The sequence below is a fragment of the Rossellomorea aquimaris genome (genome assembly GCF_008180865.1).
GTDB lineage: Bacteria > Bacillota > Bacilli > Bacillales > Bacillaceae_B > Rossellomorea > Rossellomorea yichunensis.
Window position 1 is genome coordinate 1,005,996 of record NZ_VTEX01000002.1, and the last position, 21,403, is coordinate 1,027,398.

At 42.3% G+C, this 21,403-nt stretch carries 24 protein-coding genes; 6 read left to right on the top strand and 18 right to left on the bottom strand.

Translation table 11 applies throughout. From position 1 onward, the window contains the following. Positions 1–29: 29 nt before the first annotated feature. Positions 30–1,223 carry an MFS transporter gene (locus FZC88_RS12470; protein ID WP_262371844.1) on the bottom strand — a complete coding sequence of 398 codons (1,194 nt, stop codon included), beginning with the start codon at positions 1,221–1,223 and terminating at the stop codon, positions 30–32. Positions 1,224–1,777: 554 nt separating this feature from the next. On the opposite strand from FZC88_RS12470, the gene pxpB reads away from it, so the two are divergent. Genes pxpB through FZC88_RS12485 form a run of 3 tightly spaced genes read left to right on the top strand, consistent with a single transcriptional unit; the run spans position 1,778 to position 4,721 of the window. Further along, positions 1,778–2,497 carry a 5-oxoprolinase subunit PxpB gene (gene pxpB, locus FZC88_RS12475; protein WP_148995088.1) on the top strand — a complete coding sequence of 240 codons (720 nt, stop codon included), beginning with the start codon at positions 1,778–1,780 and terminating at the stop codon, positions 2,495–2,497. Next, positions 2,494–3,495 (top strand): 5-oxoprolinase subunit C family protein, encoded by a 1,002-nt coding sequence (locus tag FZC88_RS12480; RefSeq protein ID WP_148995089.1) that lies wholly within the window; start codon positions 2,494–2,496, stop codon positions 3,493–3,495. The genes pxpB and FZC88_RS12480 overlap by 4 nt, the downstream gene beginning before the upstream one ends. Before the next feature lie 35 nt (positions 3,496–3,530). After that, entirely contained in the window at positions 3,531–4,721 is a 1,191-nt protein-coding gene (locus FZC88_RS12485) for an NRAMP family divalent metal transporter (RefSeq protein ID WP_148995090.1), read from the top strand. Positions 4,722–4,854: 133 nt separating this feature from the next. Here the strand turns inward: FZC88_RS12485 and FZC88_RS12490 are convergent, their stop codons facing one another. The 6 genes from FZC88_RS12490 to FZC88_RS12515 form a co-directional block, all read right to left on the bottom strand. Then, positions 4,855–5,049, bottom strand: coding sequence for a YwbE family protein (locus FZC88_RS12490; RefSeq protein WP_148995091.1), 195 nt, complete (start codon positions 5,047–5,049; stop codon positions 4,855–4,857). Between the two features lie 36 nt (positions 5,050–5,085). Then, a complete protein-coding gene (locus FZC88_RS12495) occupies positions 5,086–5,316 on the bottom strand; it encodes a helix-turn-helix domain-containing protein (RefSeq protein ID WP_148967229.1) in 231 nt (76 codons plus the stop codon). 16 nt (positions 5,317–5,332) lie between these two features. After that, complete coding sequence (gene rlmD / locus FZC88_RS12500) at positions 5,333–6,709, bottom strand: 23S rRNA (uracil(1939)-C(5))-methyltransferase RlmD (protein ID WP_148995092.1); 1,377 nt, start codon at positions 6,707–6,709, stop codon at positions 5,333–5,335. A 136-nt stretch (positions 6,710–6,845) separates the two neighbouring features. After that, complete coding sequence (locus tag FZC88_RS12505) at positions 6,846–7,217, bottom strand: hypothetical protein (RefSeq protein ID WP_148995093.1); 372 nt, start codon at positions 7,215–7,217, stop codon at positions 6,846–6,848. Continuing rightward, positions 7,217–7,522 (bottom strand): antibiotic biosynthesis monooxygenase family protein, encoded by a 306-nt coding sequence (locus FZC88_RS12510; RefSeq protein ID WP_148995094.1) that lies wholly within the window; start codon positions 7,520–7,522, stop codon positions 7,217–7,219. The genes FZC88_RS12505 and FZC88_RS12510 overlap by 1 nt, the downstream gene beginning before the upstream one ends. Before the next feature lie 657 nt (positions 7,523–8,179). Then, positions 8,180–9,094: a diacylglycerol kinase gene (locus FZC88_RS12515; protein WP_148967225.1), complete on the bottom strand. Its 915-nt coding sequence runs from the start codon at positions 9,092–9,094 to the stop codon at positions 8,180–8,182. Between the two features lie 277 nt (positions 9,095–9,371). Here FZC88_RS12515 and FZC88_RS12520 point away from each other — a divergent pair, with 277 nt between their 5' ends. After that, positions 9,372–9,827 (top strand): DUF2269 family protein, encoded by a 456-nt coding sequence (locus FZC88_RS12520; protein ID WP_148995095.1) that lies wholly within the window; start codon positions 9,372–9,374, stop codon positions 9,825–9,827. 78 nt (positions 9,828–9,905) lie between these two features. Here the strand turns inward: FZC88_RS12520 and FZC88_RS12525 are convergent, their stop codons facing one another. From FZC88_RS12525 to FZC88_RS12545, 6 genes are all read right to left on the bottom strand, one after another. Then, positions 9,906–10,703 carry an arylamine N-acetyltransferase gene (locus FZC88_RS12525; protein ID WP_262371845.1) on the bottom strand — a complete coding sequence of 266 codons (798 nt, stop codon included), beginning with the start codon at positions 10,701–10,703 and terminating at the stop codon, positions 9,906–9,908. A gap of 14 nt (positions 10,704–10,717) precedes the next feature. After that, positions 10,718–11,497 (bottom strand): class I SAM-dependent methyltransferase, encoded by a 780-nt coding sequence (locus tag FZC88_RS12530; protein ID WP_148967223.1) that lies wholly within the window; start codon positions 11,495–11,497, stop codon positions 10,718–10,720. 355 nt (positions 11,498–11,852) lie between these two features. Next, positions 11,853–12,233, bottom strand: a complete 381-nt coding sequence (locus FZC88_RS12535) for a helix-turn-helix domain-containing protein (protein WP_148967222.1) — start codon at positions 12,231–12,233, stop codon at positions 11,853–11,855. Positions 12,234–12,415: 182 nt separating this feature from the next. After that, the gene (locus FZC88_RS12540; protein ID WP_148995096.1) at positions 12,416–12,982 is read right to left on the bottom strand and encodes a thioredoxin family protein; all 567 of its coding nucleotides are present in this window, start codon (positions 12,980–12,982) and stop codon (positions 12,416–12,418) included. Between the two features lie 430 nt (positions 12,983–13,412). Further along, a complete protein-coding gene (locus FZC88_RS24045; protein ID WP_187443184.1) occupies positions 13,413–13,577 on the bottom strand; it encodes a hypothetical protein in 165 nt (54 codons plus the stop codon). Continuing rightward, on the bottom strand, positions 13,543–13,971 hold the full coding sequence (locus FZC88_RS12545; protein WP_148967220.1) for a DUF4257 domain-containing protein: 429 nt from the start codon (positions 13,969–13,971) through the stop codon (positions 13,543–13,545). The genes FZC88_RS24045 and FZC88_RS12545 overlap by 35 nt, the downstream gene beginning before the upstream one ends. A gap of 101 nt (positions 13,972–14,072) precedes the next feature. On the opposite strand from FZC88_RS12545, the gene FZC88_RS24050 reads away from it, so the two are divergent. Next, positions 14,073–14,228, top strand: a complete 156-nt coding sequence (locus FZC88_RS24050) for a hypothetical protein (protein WP_187443599.1) — start codon at positions 14,073–14,075, stop codon at positions 14,226–14,228. Between the two features lie 133 nt (positions 14,229–14,361). Here FZC88_RS24050 and FZC88_RS12550 read toward each other — a convergent pair whose 3' ends face one another. The 4 genes from FZC88_RS12550 to gatC form a co-directional block, all read right to left on the bottom strand. After that, complete coding sequence (locus FZC88_RS12550; protein WP_148995185.1) at positions 14,362–15,987, bottom strand: M4 family metallopeptidase; 1,626 nt, start codon at positions 15,985–15,987, stop codon at positions 14,362–14,364. A gap of 317 nt (positions 15,988–16,304) precedes the next feature. After that, positions 16,305–17,735 carry an Asp-tRNA(Asn)/Glu-tRNA(Gln) amidotransferase subunit GatB gene (gene gatB / locus FZC88_RS12555; RefSeq protein WP_148967219.1) on the bottom strand — a complete coding sequence of 477 codons (1,431 nt, stop codon included), beginning with the start codon at positions 17,733–17,735 and terminating at the stop codon, positions 16,305–16,307. A gap of 12 nt (positions 17,736–17,747) precedes the next feature. Further along, on the bottom strand, positions 17,748–19,208 hold the full coding sequence (gatA, locus tag FZC88_RS12560) for an Asp-tRNA(Asn)/Glu-tRNA(Gln) amidotransferase subunit GatA (protein ID WP_148967218.1): 1,461 nt from the start codon (positions 19,206–19,208) through the stop codon (positions 17,748–17,750). 12 nt (positions 19,209–19,220) lie between these two features. Next, positions 19,221–19,511 carry an Asp-tRNA(Asn)/Glu-tRNA(Gln) amidotransferase subunit GatC gene (gene gatC / locus FZC88_RS12565; RefSeq protein WP_113968770.1) on the bottom strand — a complete coding sequence of 97 codons (291 nt, stop codon included), beginning with the start codon at positions 19,509–19,511 and terminating at the stop codon, positions 19,221–19,223. Between the two features lie 291 nt (positions 19,512–19,802). Here gatC and FZC88_RS12570 point away from each other — a divergent pair, with 291 nt between their 5' ends. After that, positions 19,803–20,870 (top strand): AbrB family transcriptional regulator, encoded by a 1,068-nt coding sequence (locus tag FZC88_RS12570; RefSeq protein ID WP_148995097.1) that lies wholly within the window; start codon positions 19,803–19,805, stop codon positions 20,868–20,870. Here the strand turns inward: FZC88_RS12570 and FZC88_RS12575 are convergent. Further along, on the bottom strand, positions 20,867–21,316 hold the full coding sequence (locus FZC88_RS12575) for a YueI family protein (RefSeq protein ID WP_148967216.1): 450 nt from the start codon (positions 21,314–21,316) through the stop codon (positions 20,867–20,869). The genes FZC88_RS12570 and FZC88_RS12575 overlap by 4 nt on opposite strands. Between the last annotated feature and the right edge of the window lie 87 nt (positions 21,317–21,403).

Consider the following 21,403-nt stretch of genomic DNA (forward strand, 5'->3'; position numbering starts at 1 on the left):
TTACTTACCACCATTGTTCAGCCATCAAACTAGGCGGATGTCTGGTGAACAAACTTTTTTTGTTTGCGTCCTTCCAGTATCGCTACAACTAAAGCAATGAGCAGGAATAAGCTTGAGATCTGGAATAAAACACCCGTCTCAACATATTGTGCAAGCACTCCGAATACTAAGCCGCTTAAGCCGATTCCAAGATCAATGGACGAGAAGAACATCCCATTGGCCACTCCCCTTCTATTGTCAGGAGTTAATGACAAAGTCCAGGATTGGAGTGTTGGAATAAGAGATCCAAATCCAACTCCAAACAAAATACCTGATACGATGATGAGGAAATCAGAATGAGCATAGGATAATACCCACATACCGATAAAGGTAATCACGATACAAAAGAGAACAAGCCCCTTAGGTCCGCGTTCATCAAACCATTTCCCGGCAATCGGTCGTGATAGGGACGCCATGATTGCATTACATAAATAGAATAAGAAGATATGCTGGATTCCACGTTCTTCCCCAAAGATGACGATAAAGGTAACGATCGACCCGTAACCAAAGGTCACCATGATCGTAATGAACGCTGGAAACCAGCTGGATTTTTCAACTAATGAACCCAGATAGGAAAACTTCAAGTCTTCCTTTTTCGTTTCTTTGACGACTTGAGGTGTACGGTAATGAACGACACCTAACAAGATAACCGCGATAACACCCAGTGCACTGGAAGTAATGATCAGGTTTGTGAAGGTCGTTACCTGGAATAAATATATCCCGAGACTTGGAGCTATAATCATTCCAATCGTAATCGACAATCCGTAATATCCCATTCCTTCACCTAAACGTGATTTCGGCACCACATCCACGGCTGCCGTCCCATTCACCGTTGTAGACCATCCCCATGCCAACCCGTGTACAAACCTGAATAAAAGAAAGATGAATACCACACTGGACAATGGATAAATCACCGTGATCAATAATAACGAGATTCCACCTATTAATACAAGAGGTTTCCTGTCCCTGTATTCAAGCATAAACCCAATGAACGGCCTGCTTAACACTGCACCTATCGAAAATAACGTCGTCACTAATCCAATTTCCAAACCTGAAGCCCCGATCGACTTTATATAAGGCGGAAGCGTCGGTATCAGCATTTGAAACGACATAAACACAAACAAGTTTCCTACCATCAACATAATAAAAGACCTCGTCCATAAAGGATCCTTTACCTTATCCATAAGAAAACCCCCTTTCACCATCTATCAATAATCCTCCCAATACATTAAGGAGGATAATATTTCGCATTACTAAATAATAGCACATAAAACACAATTGCGATACGATTTACAACCCGTGAAAACATGCTAGTTTTTTACAAATATTGCACAATGTAACGCGTGATTTTCTTATGATTGAATTTAAGTGAATATAGGGAAAGTAATACTGACTGTTTTTTTGGCTCATTCCGGGTAGAGAAGGACAGGCGATAGAGCAAATTCATTTGCTCCTAGCGCCTGTCCTTCTCTATCCGGCCTTTCAGCGTCCGCTGAAAGGCGAGTGAAACGAACGTTTCACTCGAACGAGCCAAAAAAACAAATGCAGAATAACCAGTCCCCCACACACCATAATTCTTGGAATAACCATCTAATTCCCAACCTTTTATTGAAAAGACAAAGAATTATACTATAATAACAACATGGCTTAAATTTCTGAATAATCTTATTTGCACGCCTACTCATACATAATTATTTTTTATTTTTTATAATCATACAAGACGAATGGAGGTAGTTCTTTGAATTATACGTTACGACCATTGGGCGATCATGCCGTCGTTATACAATTAGGAAATTCAATTCAGCAAGAAACACACGAAAAGGTTAAAGCAGTCACCACCTTTTTTGAAACCCGGACAATCGACTGGCTTGTTGAATACATACCGGCATTTACAACCGTCACACTTTATTACGACCCAATCAGAATCATAGAATCTTACAAACCTTTTCAGAGTACATTACCGTACAAAATTGTCTGTTCAGAAATTGAACATATACTTTCCCAACTTACAACCTTAGAACAATCAGATTCCCGAATCGTCGACATTCCCGTCTGCTACGGTGGAGAATTCGGACCAGACCTTGAAGATGTCGCGAACCACAATCACATGTCTATCGAAGAAGTCATCGCGAAACATTCCAATGGTGACTACCTCGTATACATGATTGGATTCGCCCCGGGGTTCCCTTATATCGGAGGCATGTCCCCGGATATTGCGACACCGAGAAGGGAATCACCCCGCCTCAAGATCCCGGCTGGCTCAGTTGGAATTGCCGGAGAACAAACAGGCGTATACCCGATTGAAACACCAGGAGGGTGGCAGCTGATTGGTCGAACCCCCTTAAAATTATTCAAACCAAATAATGACGACTCACCAAGCTTACTAAAAGCAGGTGATCGAATTCGTTTCACTCCCATTTCATTTGAAGAATATAAAGCATTGGAGGAGGAACAATGATTAATGTAATGAAACCGGGCCTCCTTTCAACGATTCAGGACCTTGGAAGGTATGGCTATCAAAAATATGGCGTCATCGTGAGTGGAAGTATGGATCCACTTGCCCATAAAATCTCTAACCTGCTGGTAGGGAATGATGAAAACGATGCCACTCTTGAAATGACACTTATGGGTCCAATGCTTGAGTTCCAGGAAACCTGCCTTATATCGATTTGTGGAGGGGACTTATCCCCAACCATAGACGGGAAGCCGGTTCCTTTAAGGAGATCACTATTGATCAAAGCTGGAAGCATTCTTAAATTCGGGGCATGCAAGAGCGGCTGCCGCAGTTACCTTGCAATTGCAGGTGGATTCAATGTAGCAACGGTGATGAACAGCAAGTCAACTTACGTAAGAGCAGGGATTGGAGGATTGAATGGTCGTTCTTTAAAAGAAGGTGACAAACTGAAATCCGGAAGGCTTTCGAAGGAATCTGAAAATATGATCGACTATTTACTTCCCTATTTAGAGAACAATGATTTCACGGAAATTGATTGGTCGATTTCTTCTGAATTCATCTCGGCTTATCAACAGAAGAAAACGATTCGAGTGATGACCGGGTCCGAGTACGATTCATTTTCAGCAGAAAGCCGGGAACACTTTTTCAATGAACCCTTTAAAGTGTCTGCTCAATCAGATCGCATGGGCTACCGTTTGGAAGGTCCGTCCCTCCATCTTGAGAAGGATTTTGATATGATTTCAGAGGCGGTTGCCTTTGGGACGATTCAGGTTCCTTCGAATGGGAAGCCGATTGTTCTGTTAGCGGATCGGCAAACGACTGGAGGCTACCCAAGAATCGGTCAGATTGCGTCAGTGGATCTTCCTTTGATTGCTCAGGCAAAGCCTGGAGAAGAGTTGACCTTTACGATGATTTCTCATGAAAAAGCCCAGGAACTCTACATAGATCGCGAACGGCAACTAAGGCATTTAAATCAAGGGATCGCCTTGAAATTCAACTAAGCAGCAATTCACATGACAGCAAAGGAGCGAATTTCTTGAAGAAAAAATCAAATTTCAGCGTATTGTTGGGAGCTGCGTTCTTAATGGCTACATCCGCCATCGGTCCAGGCTTCCTGACTCAAACAACCGTATTTACCCAAACCCTGGCGGCAAGCTTTGGTTTCGTCATTCTTGTTTCAATCCTCATTGACATTGGTGCCCAGCTTAATATATGGCGCATCATTGCCATTTCTGAAAAAAGGGCTCAGGATATTGCCAACGATGTCTTGCCGGGATTAGGCTACTTCCTTGCCATCCTAATTGTGCTGGGCGGATTGGCCTTTAATATTGGAAATATTGCCGGAGCTGGACTAGGTACGAATGTCCTGTTTGGTATTTCACCTGAAATGGGCGCATTATTCAGTGGAATTGTCGCAGTAGGAATCTTCCTGGTGAAAGAAGCCGGTAGATTAATGGACAAGTTCGCCCAGATCCTCGGGTTACTCATGATTATCCTTACAGTGTACGTGATGTTTACAGCAAATCCTCCTGTAGGAGAAGCTGTTACGAAAACATTTGCACCAGACACCATTGATTTTCTAGCCATCATTACGCTCGTAGGCGGAACCGTTGGTGGATATATCACATTCGCCGGTGGTCACCGGTTACTAGAAGCCGGAATAACAGGGAAACAGGCACTTCCTGAGATCACGAAAAGCTCAGTATCCGCCATCGGTATCGCATCCATCATGCGTATCTTCCTTTTCCTTGCTGCTTTAGGAATTGTGTCACAAGGTCTGCAATTGGACTCTTCCAACCCGCCAGCCTCTGTATTCCAACTGGCTGCAGGTGATATAGGGTACAAGATGTTCGGGATTGTCATGTGGTCAGCTGCTGTTTCATCCGTTGTGGGCGCTGCATATACATCGGTATCCTTCATTCGAACGTTCAGCCCACTATTGGAGAAATATCATAAGTGGCTAATTGTGGGGTTCATTACCGTTTCAACACTAGTATTCGTCATTGTAGGTAAGCCTGTTGCGATTTTAATCCTTGTGGGTGCACTCAATGGATTGATTTTGCCAATAGCACTAGGAGTTATGCTTATCGCCGCTCATAAAACCAAAATCGTCGGTGATTACAAGCACCCGATCTGGATGACCATTTTCGGTGGATTGATTGTCATGGCCATGTCTTACATGGGTGTATACTCATTAATTAAAGGCATTCCACAATTGTTTAGTTAAGTGTAAAGGAAGGACCTCGATCCGTTTTGGGTCGAGGTCTCTTTCTTAACCCATGTTGTGGATACGCCCTTTGTACCTCCATCAATAGAAAACTAAATAAAAAAAGAGACCCCAAAAGGCCTCTCTCCTTACACTACTGAATAATATTCTTCACTCGCCCAACTTGTCCATCTTCTAACCGGACTTTGATGCCGTGGGGATGATTCGGTGAATTGGTTAAAATCTCTTTAACAATCCCACGTGTAAGCTTGTTTGTTCTTTGGTCTTTTTTCAGGACGATATCCACTTCAAGACCCTGTTTGATATTGGATCGTTGTTGTCCGCTCATTGTATTTCCCCGTTTCATTAGGTGTTTTCCGGAAGGCTAGTCTTCATCCTTCACATCTATATCTTCCGGAATCGGTTCACTTAAGTATTCAGCAAGCTGACGCTTCATTTTTTCCATTTGCTCCAGATGCTGATTGAATTGGTCCCGGTATATTAAATATTGATCTCCGTCGTGGACCGCCCGTATTCTATTTTGCTGAATGAGGCTTTCAATATACGATTCCGGCAGTGACAGATATTCGGCTGTTTCTTTAATTGTGAGATACATCGGCTTTCTTCCTCGCTTATTCTACTAACTCAATCTTCGCAACGGCTTCACAGTGCATCGTTTGCGGAAACATATCAACAGGCTGGACCTCGATTGTCTTGTACCCGCCATCCTCTAAAATTCTAAGATCACGGGCAAGTGTTGCAGGGTTACAGGATACATAAACCACCCGTTTTGGTTTCATTGCCAGTATGGTATTCAGAAGCGCTTCATCGCAGCCCTTTCGTGGAGGATCCACTACCAGGACGTCGGCTCTGATTCCATCTTTATACCATGTGGGAATGACGACTTCTGCAGGTCCTGCTTCAAACTCTACATTGGTCATGTCATTTAACTCGGCATTCTTCTTCGCATCTTCAATCGCCTGTGGGACGATTTCAACTCCATATACCTTCTTAGCCTTTTGGGCAAGGAATAAGGATATCGTTCCAATCCCGCAATACGCATCAATGACCGTTTCTTCTCCTTGTAAATCGGCATACTCCAAAGCTTTTTCATAAAGTACCTTCGTCTGCTCAGGGTTAACCTGATAGAAGGATCTTGCCGAAATCGCAAACTTCACGTCCCCGATATAGTCATGGATCACTTCTTCCCCCCACAGGACGCGTGTAGAATCTCCCATGATGACATTTGTTTTTTTAGGATTCACGTTATGAACAATCGATTTTAATCCTTCAATATTCTCGACAAGCGCTTCGGTGATTGCATTCTTATGAGGAAGTTCCGGCGTACGAGTGACCAATACGACCATCACTTCTCCCGTCGTATACGCCGTCCGGGTCATAATATGACGAAGAGTCCCCTTATGATTTTTCTCATCATAGGGACGGACCTCCAGTTTCTCGCATATATCCTTCACATGCTGAATCACTTCATCATTTTTTTCATACTGGATGATACATTTATCCATATCGATGATTTCATGGCTTCGTTTTTGATAGAAGCCAGCTACAAAGCGTCCGTCCTTTTCCCCTACAGGCACTTGGGCTTTGTTGCGGTAGCGCCATGGTTCTTCCATTCCGAGAACCGGGTGAACGCTTACGTCATGGAGCTTTCCGATGCGTTGCAAGACATCATGGACATTTTTTTCTTTTGCCTGCAGCTGTCCTTCATAGGTCATGTGCTGAATTTGGCAGCCACCGCATTCTTTGTAGATCGGGCATGGAGGCTCCTGGCGAAACGGGCTTTCCTTGGTTCGCTCTGTCAGACGACCAAATCCATAGCCTTTACCCGGTTTCACGACTTTAACCTTCCCTTCCTCACCAGGTAGGGCATTGGGGACGAATAACGGATAACCATCAACCTTCATCACGCCATTCCCATCATGGGTTAAGTCTTCAAATACTGCTTCATCTATATAATCATTTTTTTGAACTGGTGCTTTTTTACTCACGTATATCTTCCTTTACGAATTCCTTTTTAAGACTCTACTGATTGTACCATAAATGGAGGTGGAGAATGAAATGACTGGAGGTCCGTCCCTCTCTATATAAAAAAGCATCGCCCCCTGTGGATCGATGCTTTGACGTTTAGTTTGACGGCATGTTTTCCCGATCTGCCTTTTGAATGGACTCGATTGCTTCATTCAGGTAAAGTTTGAAGTCTTCACCCTTTTCAACACCGCTCATTTCAAGAGATTCGATGATACATCTGAAATTATCAATGAGGTGATCTGATTTCATGCCTCTGCTCACCAACACGCTGTTCAACCAAAGGGCATAGTCGGAAAAAACGTTTGATTCCCTGACATCAGATGCCGATTCCAGATAGCTAAAGTGGTGAACATTGTCTTCATAGCATTTCTTTCGTCCGGCCTCACCGTACTTAACATCTAATTCAGGGTATCGTTCGTACAATCTTTCAACTGCTTCATCTATGACACTCTTATACTTATTTTCCATCAGTAAGCCACCACCTTAAAGCGATCAATTGATGGAATAATGGATGCGAGCTCCTGGTCCGGATATTTCTTCTCAAGTTCGTGAATCCGTTTATAGTCGTCACCTTGCACCCATGTCATGAAGTACTCCTTCGAATCCCATTCCATATGAACAGTGATTTCTCCCGGCTTTTTCTCATTTTGCAAGAGGAGGAATCGTTGAAACCCTTCCGCCTTGTCGACTATTCCTGAACGGGAATGGTAGATTGAAATCACTTCATCAGCCTTCTCATCAGGAACTACAAATGTTGAATGTACGATATACACTTGAATTCACCCTTCCAGTGGCACTGTTTGTCCGACATGCTTTTTATCCACTGTATCATAGTCGTGGAATGGTGGGGAATACAAAATTTAACAGGGGGATACTTCCCTGCATTATTTTCTAAGCGATTCTCTCCCAACCCATTTATATGAATATTATATATTTTATAGGTGGGTTGTTAAAACTTACCTCGTTTCAGACGATGAACAAAGGGTACAATGGTATGTGCAACAAATCTAGAAAGAGAAGGTAGATAAATATGAACCCAGACTTCTTAGTAAACCTTATCCTCGTAGGAAATGTTTTTCTTGGAGTGTTATTCGCTCTCAAGTCAAGAAGGTGGTGGCTACCCTACATCTTTATTGCAGTCACTTTTTTAACCTTGACCTTTGGTTTTGGGATTTCCCTCTTACTAAATAAAGAATCCATCCTAGCTTATTTATTTGTGTTTGTGGTGGGACAACTCATCTGGGTCTTTATTTTTGTGATTGTGGCCCACATCCTGTCCTGGATTGTGAGAAAAGTTCCTTTCCGTCATAAACAACAGATCGGATGGGGTTTTCTAATTGGTTTCCCATTGACTTTTAGTGTGTATTTGTTAGTTAACTAGAGAATCAAATATACAAAAAGGAATGCCACCACGGCATTCCTTTTTATCATTATTCAGCTTTATCTTCAGGGCGAATCTTATCAAGAGGGACAAAGACCTGCAAATGACGGTAAAGGTTTTCGAATTCTGCAGGAAGGACTCCTCCCAGCTCACCATCTACATTCAGTTGTACCTTTTCTTTTGCTTTGATTTTGATTCGATTGGCCTGTGTGTAAATGACGTTGGGATCATTTACATGCTCACCTCGAACGGCCAATGTCGCAATGCGGATAAACTCGGCCAAATTTGTTTTCTTTAAAATTAAAAGCGAGAATAAGCCATCATTAATTGAGGCATCCGGAGCCAGCCTTTCAAATCCTCCAACTGAGTTGGTTAAACCGATCAGGAATAGCATTGCTTCCCCTTCAAACAGCTTTCCATCATACTCGATGGAAACGTCCGTCGGCTTGATGGATGGAAGCATTTCAATTCCTTTTAAATAGTAGGCAAGCTGCCCCATCATCGTTTTTAGCTTGCTTGGCACTTCATAGGTTAATTCGGTTATTCTTCCTCCACCGGCAATGTTAATGAAGTATCGTTCATTCATGCGCCCGATATCGACAGGAATGGATTCACCCTTTGTGATGACATCAATGGCTGATCCAATATCCTTTGGAATATGAAGCGCCCGTGCGAAGTCATTCGTTGTCCCCATTGGAACGATTCCAAGCTTAGGTCGGTAATCCTGTTCGGCTAATCCGTTGACTACCTCATTTAACGTACCATCTCCACCAGCAGCGACAACGATATCGTATTTACGTTCTACAGCAATCCGTGCCGCTTCTGTTGCATCTCCTTCGCAAATGGTTGCGTGAACGGAGGTTTCATATCCCGCTTGTTCTAATCTGATTAATACTTCTGCAAGGTGCTTTTTGAATAGCTCTCGACCAGAAGTAGGATTATAAATAATTCTTGCTCGTTTCATACCCCATCATCCTAATCTGTATTAATTCCAAAGACTCGTCCTTTTATATTCCATCTTTTAACATCATATACTTATTATTTTTATTCATGCAATTTTTATTCTGCAGGTTATTTATTATAAAGCGTCTACCGGTCAATATCATAACTCTTTTCGCTGGAAAAATCTAATGAAAAATGAAAATTGTCAAGCACATCCCTCGTATTGTTGTTATAAATAATACATAAATCGGCACTCCCCTTCGTAATCTTTATAGATTACTCATCATGGAGGTGCTCAGATGGAATGGTTGATTCTTTTACATGTGCTGTCTGCCATTATTGGGGTTGGGCCTACTTTCTTTGCTCATGTTTTGAACAGGCCTGACAAAAGCATTGAACAATTAAAGGTTACGACGGAATTGAATAAACGATTGGAATACTTCCCTAAAATCGGCGGAAGCATTGCCGTGTTAACGGGGTTAATCCTTTTTTATACAGGGGACTATGGCAGCTTTTCACAGTTGTGGATTCTGGGGTCTGTCCTACTTTATATTTTCATTCAAATCATTTTCATCGGCTTCATCACACCTGTCTCTAAAAAAATCAACGAATGGATATCCTTACCGGAAAATGAACATCTCACAGGAGCCCCCCCTGAAGAAATCCAACGACATCTGGTGACCATGGATCGTTACTTTTATCTTGCATCCTCTTTAGGTGTGCTCTTATTTATTTTTATGATCATGAAGCCTTAAATAAAGTAGTCCGAATGAATGATTTCACGTATATACAAAAAAACCCATCCAGAATATCAACACGATATTCCAGACGGCCTATGGGAACAGCTTGATATTCCGTTGTTGTAAAAACCGGATGGACTCCTGCAGGGATGTCGCATCAAAGTGGTAAACTTCCCCGACGATATCTTTCCACTTATCAAAATCTTTCATTTGATATTCACGGATGTTTCGGTAGGTCATCACTTTCAAGGTCCGATTGCGGAGGAAGTAGCATTGATTGCCCTGGAAGCGGACTGCCGTGATTCTTCTCATTGTAATGTTGTCATCAGAATCCAAGTAAGATGCTTCTATATCGGACTCTAATTCTTCTTCCTCTAACGGGATCCACTCTATGGTTTTTTTTACAAAGGATTTGCCATTTGAACGTCGATCCACTTCAAATTCACGAATGTCTTTCTGGGTAAAAATGATTTCTTCCCCGAAACCGTGAAGAAGGTGCTTCTGCCTCGCCTCAAGCTCAACAGGCTTCATGATCGGGGATCCATATCCAACATCCACATAAAGCTTACGATTATCAATGGTAATCATTAAACCAAGATGACCCGGTTGCACTCTGACAAACTGACAATGGAAGCCTAACTGTTTCAGCAGTCTTCCAAAGTTGATGTTTAATGTGAAACAGGTGCCTCCCCACCCTTTAGAGTGGAGGTTTTCTGCGAAAGTGTACAAGGAAGGCACAAAGGAATCACCTTGAGAAAAGTAATAGAATTTACTAAAGGTCTCATACGGGATCCTGATCAAGTGCTGCCCGATAAGTCGTTGCAAATAGTTTAATGTAGGCGGCTCTATATCCATATTTAAATAGTTTACATATTTTTTTACTGCTTCCAATCCGATCACTCTTTCTACTTTTTCATCAGGCAGACTGTAAACTGGTGCTGAAGAGTAAACTCATGAAGAGCATCGTAACGCCCGGACAGGAACGTATGTAATGATTGCAGTAGTCCCTCTTTCTCACTATCTTCTAAATGAGTGAGCCAGGACAAGGAACCTACTCGCTCACACCAGGACTGTAACGTAAAGTCGACTGCATAATAAAATGTGTAAAAATCTTTCAAGTTAAAGTCAGCTTCCTGCCATTCTAACAGCCATTCCACAGGAATTCCATTCAATTGATTCTCTGAATCGGCTTTTAATCCCGGTGGGGTCATATCTATATATTCATTTATAAACGTCATCGTATCCTTTGCCACTTCATGATCAGGAACGAAGCTTGAATCACTCACAATGAACGTCCCTTTTTCCTTCAATATCCGCTTCATTTCACTGATCGCTTTTGGACGGTCGAATAAATGCCAGCTTCTGTGAATCATCGTGATATCATAGTACTGATCTGGCAGATTCGTAGATTCAGCTGTACCTGTAAGATATGGGATGTCCAAGTATTGCTTACTCTCTAATGCCTTCGCAGCTTTCCTAAGCTCAATGGACGGCTCGACCCCGATCACTTCTGCCCCACGCTTGTGCAGCTTTCGTGTCAAAGCACCGGTACCCGAACCAATTTCAGCTACTTTTCTTCCCTCCCACACAATTCCCCTAACCTTTAACGTATCAAAAAATTGATGCGGAATATCATCACAAGACGCAGCATAACGAGAGGTCACATGACCAAAATTAACTTCCATTTACTCTCTTCCCCTATCATAATTGAATTTCCCTCAAATGAGCATTACGATTTCATGTCAACTCCATCACAAAACCCTGCCAACAACACCATACCTACTACATTCTGTACCCTCTGCCAAAACTCCTGCCAGGGACACTGCAGGGACGGACCTTGACGATTTTTATATCGTAATAATTAAAAATCTTCTAAATAAACTCTTACTTTATGGAATTATCCTGTTTTGCCTCGTTGTAAACCTTGAGTTTATATTATATTTCTAACATTTGATAGGGGAATATGGATAAGAAATAGAGGTCCGTCCCTAACCTAAAAAAAACGGTCATCAGGAATGACCGTTTGAGGTGGAATGGTGTTTAGTTGTTTGCTCCAGCTGCGATTCGCTTTACGTTTGTTTCAGCGGTTTTTGTCAGGTCTGGAGTAAATCCATTTTTCATTCGTTGGTTTTCTTCATTGAAATAGTCTTGAACTTCTTGATCAAATTCTATTTCGATGAGATCACGAATGTCTGTAATTCTAAGGGCGATCATAATGGAAACAAGATGAGCCACCGTTAAGGATTTCTTCTTGAAATTCACTAGCTCATTGATCGTAGCCACTCTTAGCCCGGTTAAGCGATGAAGATCGCCTTGTGTCAATCCTCGTTCACGCAGGATTTCTCCCAGTTTAATGTGAATTTTATGGGGAAATTTATTTAGCGCTTCTATAACAATTGTATTTGTCTTTTGGTGAATCATGATGCTTCAACTCCTCATCCTATACCATATTAACGCGAATTCCGTCATTCGTGAACCGGCAAAAAATCCCATGCCCACGGGTACTTTTTACCATTCAATTTTGAGTGAGTAAGAAGCCATCATGCCCTAAAGAAAAGAAGACTCCAGTAACCGACCGGATGTCTTCTACTATTCGTTTCGTTTTACATCAGTACATTCTGGACAAGACTCGTTTTCAAGCTTTCATACACTTCCTGCCATATTTCTTTATCTGTCGTATATTGAGAGGTTAAGCGTTGTATCATTTCCTTCTGCTTTTCCGGGAAAAGCTCATGATCCTTCGGTGGCAGCTTCGCCCGTTCGTCGTCCACGATCTTCTTTACCATTGGAGCTCTTGGCCCCCATACCAGCTTTTCATTCCCATCACGATCGATGAAAATGAAAATGGGAATCGCTCTCGATATACCATTCGTTAAGTATTGATCCATCAGATCAAGGTTTTCATCCCGTAAAATCATGCGAACGTCCATGCCAGCGGATTTTGCGACTTTTAACAGAATGGGGATATTCAGCATTGCGTCTCCACACCAATCCTCCGTGATGGCAATTACCCGTAAAGAGTGGTCTCCAAGTTTATTCAATACCTCTATGTCATCCTGTGGGATCGTAAAGTTTCTCTTGATTGCTTCCGTATTTTCTTTATGTACACTCATATATTCCAAGTAATCTTCAGGTGTCATCCCTTTAGTGAACCATTGTTCCAAGTTCATATTTCTTCCTCCTCCAGCGCCACACATTCCAGTGAAGCACAAACAACTTTTCTCTTAAATTCTCTTTATAGCATATTCATGTTTGTCGTATTCCACAAGGAAAATATACTTTTCATTCTATTCAAAATTTCAATTGTACGATTATGCCTGTAGGAATATAATATAAGAAAAGCACCGTAATGGACAGGTTTACAGGTTCTTATGAACTTCCTTTTGTTTTTATCCTTTAATCTAAAAAAAGGAATAGCATACTGCTACTCCCGGACTATTATTTTTCCAGAGGGGGATGGAAAACAAATAAGTATGCGAAGAGAAGTATCTTTCATACATCTTTCCTTTACAGAAAAAAAGCTGACTCAATTGTCAGTTTCATCCTTACACTTTTTGGTTAAATTAGATAGGTATAGGACTACTCTTCAATTGACTCATCTTAAACATCTTGTGATTTCTCAATTATTTTTGCCACTTTATTATAGTAGTAGTTCAGCTCGACTAGGCTATCTGCCTCCTTCAGTCTTTTTAGATACTGATTTGCTTTTTCATAGTCTTCTGGTGGCAGTTCAACCTTGATTCTTTTTTTCTTCCACTTCGCCAACAGGTTTCACCTCATTATGGTTTGGAGATCCTCCCTTAGAGGTCGGTTCGAGCTGATAATGAGATAGCTCTTGGATATAAGACGCTTTGGTGCTTGCTAAATTTTGTTCGATTTTTCGTGTGATGACGGAACTTCCCCCGATACCTGATAATAAACTAATATAGATGACATACCAGATCGGGACCGTTTCAACAACCGGTAATACTGACAGATACCCTGCTAGAATGCCTATGATAATATCCTTTGTTGAGCCAAAAAGATAGTGCTTCTCACCTTGGTCATCGATAAATTTTCGCGGAAAAGTGAAATGACCATTTTTGAAAACCAGAATATGTCCTAAGCCTCCAATACCACCCATTAACATTGGCAACAAGATCACTTCGAATAAGGACATTCTATCCACCCTCTGGAATCATTTACTATTATTATACATTATTTACAGAAAATTCAGAATAGATAATTGGACGCAATTTTGTCCACTAAAGGAGTGCCAAAATGAGGAAAATTGTGATGAAAGTCTCGTCAGTCGACAAACTTCGATTCCAAAACTATATGATGCAGCTTAAGAGAGCTGAATCAAAAGTAGAAGCGGATACGTATTACCGCCTGGCCAAACAGATTTTGGAGAGAGCAAAGAAGAAACAAATGTAGCTTTCAATGCGGGAGTGCCGAAAAAATGCCTTCTGTTCATGCACGTCCCACTGTACCTAAAATAAGGATCAGACAACTTTTATATAACAACGAAAAGAAGAGCCATTACAGCCCTTCTATTCAATCAGTCTATTTAATTGACTCCTACTGCATTGTACGCCGCGTTTACACTCGCCACCTCGGCACTTCCTGCACCGTATAGATCTGTAGCCGATTGAACCGCTGCTGAACGAAGCTGGCTAAAGTTTGAAGATGGTGTCAAGTATTGAGTTAACGCACGGTAATAGATCGCCCCGGTTTTATCTGTACCGATTCCCGTCACCTTCACACCATAGTGAGTACCACCCTGACTTAGCAGATAGGCCGCTTTATTTCCTATTCCACTATTGATATGAACCCCACCGTTGTCCTGCGTCCCTGTGTATCTTACAGAATAGTGATCCGGATCCCCGTATTTTGCAGGATCTGACATGGAGCGAAGAGCGTCTCCGCCTTGATTAGGTGTGTAGATGTCTTCCCCGATCTCCCAATCCGGATTATTATTTGTATCGTATTCTACCAATGTTCCAAAGATATCCGACATGGATTCGTTGATAGCCCCGGACTCATTTTGGTAAATCAGATCAGCTGTTGTATCAGTTACGGCATGTGTAAGCTCATGTGCTACAACATCCAATCCTCCTGAAAGAGCAACAAATGTTGAGCCGTCCCCATCACCGTATACCATTTGCTGGCCATTCCAGAATGCATTATTGTAGTTTCGTCCATAGTGAACCGTTGAATTGAGAGCTGCGCCATTTCCATCATAACTGTTTCGATTATGTGTATCGGCGTAATAATCATAAGTTTGGCCTGCATAATAGTGGGCATCTACCGCAGCTGCATCATAGCTTGCATTGAATAGATTATCGCTGTCTGCCCACAGTGAACCTGGCAGACGGGTACGATTCCCTGCGTCATAGGTGAAGACTCCACCGCCTCTTGTACGGTCTTGTAGATAATACGTAGACGATGAGAGGTAGGTATTTAACGATTTCGTGTCTCCCAGTACTCCTGTTCCCGATCCGACTGCATCGGTTCCACCACTTCCCGGACCTCCACCGCCGCCAGGCTTTCCACCTTTCGCTTCATGAAGCTCATTTACTTTTCCCAGTATGTCACCTGTCACAGCATCAACGAAATAATTCCAGTTTCCTGGTTCCGGAGCAAGGAAATTATAGTTTACGAGATAAGCGTAATGTCCTTCCCCATCCTTCATATAGATCACTGAATCGGATTTCGGTGCATATTCATAGTCGGGCTGGCTGCCTACATGTGCCACTAAGTCCTTTTCCCCTGCCGAAACTGCTTCTTTTTTGGATAATTTTTTTGTTTGTTTCAGATTTCGTTTTTGATCCAGGTTCGTAGCCGGTGCTCCAGATAATGCAGTCAGGACACCCTCCTTATTCACATGCGCTGTTAGAACAGCTCCGTATACAGGCGTTCCTTTATACACCTGCTGGATACGGAGATATGTAAATCCTAAATCATCTTTACGTTTTTCTGTGACTTTGAAGGAAAGCTTTGAGTCTCCTTTGAACTTGAACGCTTTTTGTTTTTCCATTAAGTAATCGTACACAATCGTTTCCGGGTCATTGGTGGATGCTTTGGTTAATTTCCCCGATATAAACTGAGGAGTCCCCGTCTTCTCACTGAAGTTTACCTTTTCACTCACATTCGGAGCACCCAATGCTTCAGGAGAAAATACCGGACTCATCATTAATCCTGCTGTTAACCCTAATGCAACGACTTTTTTCTTCAATTACAACACCTCTTTATAAGAATTTTCTAACTATTAAAAACATTAGATTCACTATAGTACAAGCCCTATCCACAACGAATGAGTTAATAGACCTGCATCTTTTCTTTTTCAACATCAGGTTAAAATACCTACACAAAACACAGGGAAAGCATACTCTTCAGGAAAACTTGAACTAAAAAGAGGGACGGACCTTGAATTTAGTATAAGGTCCGTCCCTCTTGCATATAAAAATAGCCCCTGGGAATATAAGGTTCCCAGGGGCTATGCTTTTTTTATTAACGTTTTTGAATTTCTTGAAGCAGCAGCTTGTTAACAAGCGGCGGGTTAGCCTGTCCTTTTGTTGCTTTCATGATTTGACCAACCAGGAAGCCGATGGCACGGTCTTTCCCGTTTTTGTAATCTTCGATGGATTGTGGATTGGCATCCAGCGTCTCCGTCACAATCTTGAGTAAGGCACCTTCGTCAGAAATTTGAACAAGACCCTTATCTTTTACGATTTGTTCCGGATCTCCACCGTTTTCCACTAGTTCTTTGAACACTTTCTTCGCAATCTTGGAAGAAATCGTTCCTTTTTCGATTAACTCGATCATGCCTGCCAGTCCTTGAGGAGTCAATTTAACATCTTCAAGTTCTTTTTGCCCTGCATTTAAGTAAGCTGAAACTTCCCCCATCAGCCAGTTTGATGCTAGCTTCGCATCCGCTCCAGCCTCAACGGTTTCCTGGAAGAAATCAGACATTTCTTTCGTTAATGTCAGAACCATGGCATCGTACGCAGGTAAGCCTAGATCTTCTACATAGCGCTTTTTTCGCTCATCCGGAAGTTCAGGAATCTCTGCACGGATGCGGTCCATCCACTCTTGATCGATGTGAAGGTTTAATAAATCAGGTTCAGGGAAGTAGCGGTAATCATCTGATCCCTCTTTTACACGCATGAGAATCGTTTTACCTGTTGATTCATCGAAACGAAGCGTTTCCTGTTGGATCATTCCTCCGGATAAGAGAACCTTCTCCTGACGGACGATTTCATACTCCAATCCTTTTTTAACAAAATTAAAGGAGTTCAGGTTTTTAAGTTCAGCTTTCGTTCCGAACTTTTCCTGGCCGATTGGACGTAGGGAAATGTTAGCGTCACAACGAAGCGACCCTTCTTCCATCTTACAATCAGAAACCCCCGTATATTGAATGATGGATTTCAGTTTCTCAAGATACGCATACGCTTCTTCCGGTGTGCGGATGTCCGGCTCAGATACAATCTCAATAAGAGGAGTACCTTGGCGGTTATAGTCGACAAGTGAATAACCGTCGCCTGAGTGCGTCAGCTTTCCAGCATCTTCTTCCAGGTGAAGGCGAGTGATTCCGATGCGTTTCTTCTCACCATTAACTTCAATTTCGATCCACCCGTTTTCACCGATCGGCTTGTCAAATTGAGAAATCTGGTACGCTTTCGGGTTATCCGGATAGAAATAGTTTTTACGGTCAAACTTCGTATCCGTTGCGATTTCACAGTTCAATGCGATCGCAGCTTTCATACCGAATTCAATGGCACGCTTGTTCACCACTGGAAGTACACCAGGATACCCAAGGTCGATTACGTTCGTGTTTGTGTTTGGCTCTGCTCCGAAATGGTTCGGTGCCGGAGAAAACATCTTACTGTCCGTTTTTAATTCTACGTGGACTTCTAGTCCGATTACTGGTTCAAAGTTCATTGATTTCACCCCTTACAGTTGTGGTCTTTTTGTATGGAAGTCTGTAGCTTGCTCATACGCATGCGCTACGCGATAAATCGTACTTTCGTCAAAATGCTTCCCGATGATTTGCAATCCAAGCGGCAATCCTGTTGAAGAGAATCCACAAGGTACAGAGATTCCCGGCACACCTGCAAGGTTTACTGGGATCGTTAAAATATCGTTTGCATACATCGTTAATGGATCATCAATTTTCTCTCCGATTTTGAAAGCCGGAGTTGGTGTTGTTGGCCCAATAATGACATCATACTTCGCAAACACATCTTCAAAGTCTTTTTTGATCAGTGTTCGGGCCTGTTGTGCTTTTTTGTAGTAGGCATCATAGTATCCAGAACTTAACGCAAATGTTCCAAGCATAATACGACGCTTCACTTCGTCCCCGAATCCTTCTGCACGGGTTTTCTTGTAAAGATCAAGAAGGTTCTCTGCGTTCGGAGTGCGGTAACCGTAACGGACACCATCGAAACGTGCAAGGTTGGCAGATGCTTCAGACGATGCTAATAGGTAGTACGTTGAAACACCAAATTTAGAGTGAGGGAGAGAAACTTCTTCCCATGTAGCTCCCATGCCTTCCAATACTTTCAATGAAGCGAGCACTGCTTGCCGAGCTTCCTCCCCGACACCTTCACCTAAATATTCTTTTGGCACAGCAATCTTTAAGCCTTTCACATCACCTGTCAGAGCTGCCGCGTAGTTCGGAACCTCAACATTCGCTGAAGTGGAATCATTCGGATCAAGACCAGCGATCGCTTGCAGTAAGTATGCATTATCTTCTACGTTACGAGTGATCGGTCCGATTTGATCCAGTGAAGAAGCGAATGCTACAAGACCGAAACGGGATACCCGTCCGTACGTAGGTTTTAAACCGACAGTACCGGTGAATGCTGCTGGCTGGCGAATCGATCCGCCTGTATCTGAACCAAGTGAGAAAGGTACTTCTCCAGCTGCAACAGATGCTGCTGAACCACCTGAAGATCCACCCGGAACCGTTTCCAGATTCCATGGATTGCTCGTCTTTTGGAAACCGGAGTTCTCAGTAGATGAACCCATTGCGAACTCATCCATATTCAGTTTTCCGATCGTAATCGTATCGGCACTATGTAATTTATTGATAACCGTAGCATCATAAATCGGATTGAAGTTTTCAAGGATTTTACTGGCACATGTTGTACGGAGTCCTTTTGTGACGATATTATCTTTAATCCCGATCGGCATTCCGAAAAGAAGACCTTTGCTTTCGTCTGTACCAAGCTTTGCATCCATTTCTTTAGCTTTATTGCGGGCATTTTCTTCATCTAATGTTAAGAATGCCTTTACTTTATCTTCAACCGCATCAATACGTTTGTATGATTCGTCGACTAGATCTGTGACAGATACTTCTTTCTTATGTAAAAGCTCATGAAGCTCTGATAATTTATGGTCAAATAATGACATGAGGTCCCCTCCTTAGTCCAAGATCGATGGAACGCGTACTTGTCCATCTTGTTTGTCTGGTGCGTTCTTTAATACTTCTTCACGTGGCAGTCCTTCAACAGGCTTATCTTCACGCATAACGTTCTTCATATCCAACACATGACTCGTCGCTTCCACATTTGAAGTATCCAATTCATTCAGCTGCTCGGCAAACCCGATGATCGCATCTAATTGAGTTGTAAACTTTTTCGCTTCATCCTCTGTGATGGCTAGTCGTGCAAGGTGGGCAACATGCTTTACTTGCTCTTCAGAAATTCTAGTCATCTTCTTCACCTCCGTATATGTTCGAACACTCACAATACTATTGATAATACCAAAATTCGCTTCATTAAAGCAACTATGATAAGAGATAACGATTGTTAGGAGTATGGCTGATTCTTGTCCATACCTCCATTCATTCTACCACGAATTAGGGCTAGGATGTGCCATTTTATGAGGGACGGACCTTGGGTGGGGGTATCACGTGGTCAAATTATAGTTAACGCATTCCATTTGCTTCCTCTCCTCCAATTGATTACCTTTAAGTAGAGTACTTATAATGAGAGGATTTTTAGAATGCACCCTATTTTATTAGCCTTTGTCGTTGGAGTTGCCGGCGGTGGAGTATTTACACTTCTACACCTCCCCCTGTCCTGGCTTCTCGGTTCTATGACTTCAGTCTTCTTCATCAATAAATGGACGAAGCTCGATTTAGCATGGCCCTCTTATTTCAGAGATCTTGGATTGATCATTGTTGGCTATGCCATTGGCCAAACCTTTAGTCAGGAAACTATGATTGAAATCTTCAATCAGCTCCCGTCCATGCTGACGATGACAATAGCCATCATTATCTTTAGCATGGTGCTCGCCTATATCACATCGAAAATGACGGGGATCGGTCTTTCCTCAACCATTACAGGGAGTATACCGGGCGGACTTTCGCAAATGGTGGCTCTTGGAGAAGAAATGAAGAATATAGACTTAACGGTTGTGACAGTCCTGCAGGTGATACGCTTATTATCGGTCATCTTCGTTGTACCGTTTCTTGTGTTCAGTCCCCTTTTAAAAGGCGGTGGTGGATCCAGTTCCGGGAATGCTTCACTACCATTCGAAACACCCCCATTCCAGTGGGTCTTTATTTTATTCCTCATCATTGCCCTTCTATCTGGGATTGTGGCTAAAAGAATCCATTTACCCACCCCTGCAATGCTGGGACCGATTTTAGTCATTGGCGGCTTCATGGTGGCTGGGTTTTCTGTACCCCAAATGCCCGATCCGTTAATAATTCTTGCTCAATTATCCCTCGGAATCTACTTTAGTTTCATGATGAATTTCTCTTCATCTAGAGAGTTGTCCAAGTTCATCCTTTGGTCTTTGTTTACTTCCGTCTGCCTGCTATTATGCTGCGCAGGCCTGAGCTTTGTATTAAGTCGCTGGCATGACATAACATTTCTTACTGCCTTTATTAGCTTGGCTCCCGGGGGAATGGCTGAAATGGCCTTAGTGGGACAAGCCGTCAACGCGGACCTTTCCATCATTACCGGATATCACTTATTTCGGATATTATTTATTCTGTTTATCATCCCAGCGATTTTGAAAGGGCTGTTCAAACTCTCATTTTTCAAAAAAGGCGCACAGTATTAAAAAAGCTTGTTTTTAATTGATGAAAATAGGCTTTTCTTTGGCTTTTGTTTCGTTTTGGCTTCAGAGTTCTTTTCATTTTTTTTCTTCACATAGATTTCCTCTTTATCAATGGCATGATCATAAGCGAGGACGAGGCCTATATCGGTTTCGATCTCCTTATTTGTCACCATTGAAAACGAGACATGATACGTATCAGCGAGCTTGATGTATTTAGATAAAAAGGAATAGCTCATATTACCATTTAATAAAAGCTTCGCCTCAGGATGCTTCTTCAGACATTCCTGAACTTCCTTGTATACTCCCTTTTCCCTTACCTGACTCTGAGTCAGGGCAATGACGATTCGTTCCCGCAGGCTCCCTAGAAACTTTCTTCTTTCATCAGGCTTCGTTTGCTTCTGGCCATATATTCCATTATCCAGGTAATCATCAATCGTTGGTTTACTCAAAACCACAAGCACCTCCAAAACGGTCTAATTACAGTTTCTCCTACACTATATGTTTACATGTGTTTGTTTGGTTCAGTCTTATTTTCT

Bases quoted from the DNA above. Each gene is read 5' to 3' on its own strand.
- FZC88_RS12470 (WP_262371844.1), bottom strand. From the start codon at position 1,223: ATGGATAAGGTAAAGGATCCTTTATGGACGAGGTCTTTTATTATGTTG.
- FZC88_RS12480 (WP_148995089.1), top strand. From the start codon at position 2,494: ATGATTAATGTAATGAAACCGGGCCTCCTTTCAACGATTCAGGACCTT.
- FZC88_RS12490 (WP_148995091.1), bottom strand. From the start codon at position 5,049: ATGAGCGGACAACAACGATCCAATATCAAACAGGGTCTTGAAGTGGAT.
- FZC88_RS12495 (WP_148967229.1), bottom strand. From the start codon at position 5,316: ATGTATCTCACAATTAAAGAAACAGCCGAATATCTGTCACTGCCGGAA.
- FZC88_RS12505 (WP_148995093.1), bottom strand. From the start codon at position 7,217: ATGGAAAATAAGTATAAGAGTGTCATAGATGAAGCAGTTGAAAGATTG.
- FZC88_RS12515 (WP_148967225.1), bottom strand. From the start codon at position 9,094: ATGAAACGAGCAAGAATTATTTATAATCCTACTTCTGGTCGAGAGCTA.
- FZC88_RS12520 (WP_148995095.1), top strand. From the start codon at position 9,372: ATGGAATGGTTGATTCTTTTACATGTGCTGTCTGCCATTATTGGGGTT.
- FZC88_RS12530 (WP_148967223.1), bottom strand. From the start codon at position 11,497: ATGGAAGTTAATTTTGGTCATGTGACCTCTCGTTATGCTGCGTCTTGT.
- FZC88_RS12535 (WP_148967222.1), bottom strand. From the start codon at position 12,233: ATGATTCACCAAAAGACAAATACAATTGTTATAGAAGCGCTAAATAAA.
- FZC88_RS12540 (WP_148995096.1), bottom strand. From the start codon at position 12,982: ATGAACTTGGAACAATGGTTCACTAAAGGGATGACACCTGAAGATTAC.
- FZC88_RS12545 (WP_148967220.1), bottom strand. From the start codon at position 13,971: ATGTCCTTATTCGAAGTGATCTTGTTGCCAATGTTAATGGGTGGTATT.
- FZC88_RS24050 (WP_187443599.1), top strand. From the start codon at position 14,073: ATGAGGAAAATTGTGATGAAAGTCTCGTCAGTCGACAAACTTCGATTC.
- FZC88_RS12550 (WP_148995185.1), bottom strand. From the start codon at position 15,987: ATGATGAGTCCGGTATTTTCTCCTGAAGCATTGGGTGCTCCGAATGTG.
- gatB (WP_148967219.1), bottom strand. From the start codon at position 17,735: ATGAACTTTGAACCAGTAATCGGACTAGAAGTCCACGTAGAATTAAAA.
- gatA (WP_148967218.1), bottom strand. From the start codon at position 19,208: ATGTCATTATTTGACCATAAATTATCAGAGCTTCATGAGCTTTTACAT.
- gatC (WP_113968770.1), bottom strand. From the start codon at position 19,511: ATGACTAGAATTTCTGAAGAGCAAGTAAAGCATGTTGCCCACCTTGCA.
- FZC88_RS12570 (WP_148995097.1), top strand. From the start codon at position 19,803: ATGCACCCTATTTTATTAGCCTTTGTCGTTGGAGTTGCCGGCGGTGGA.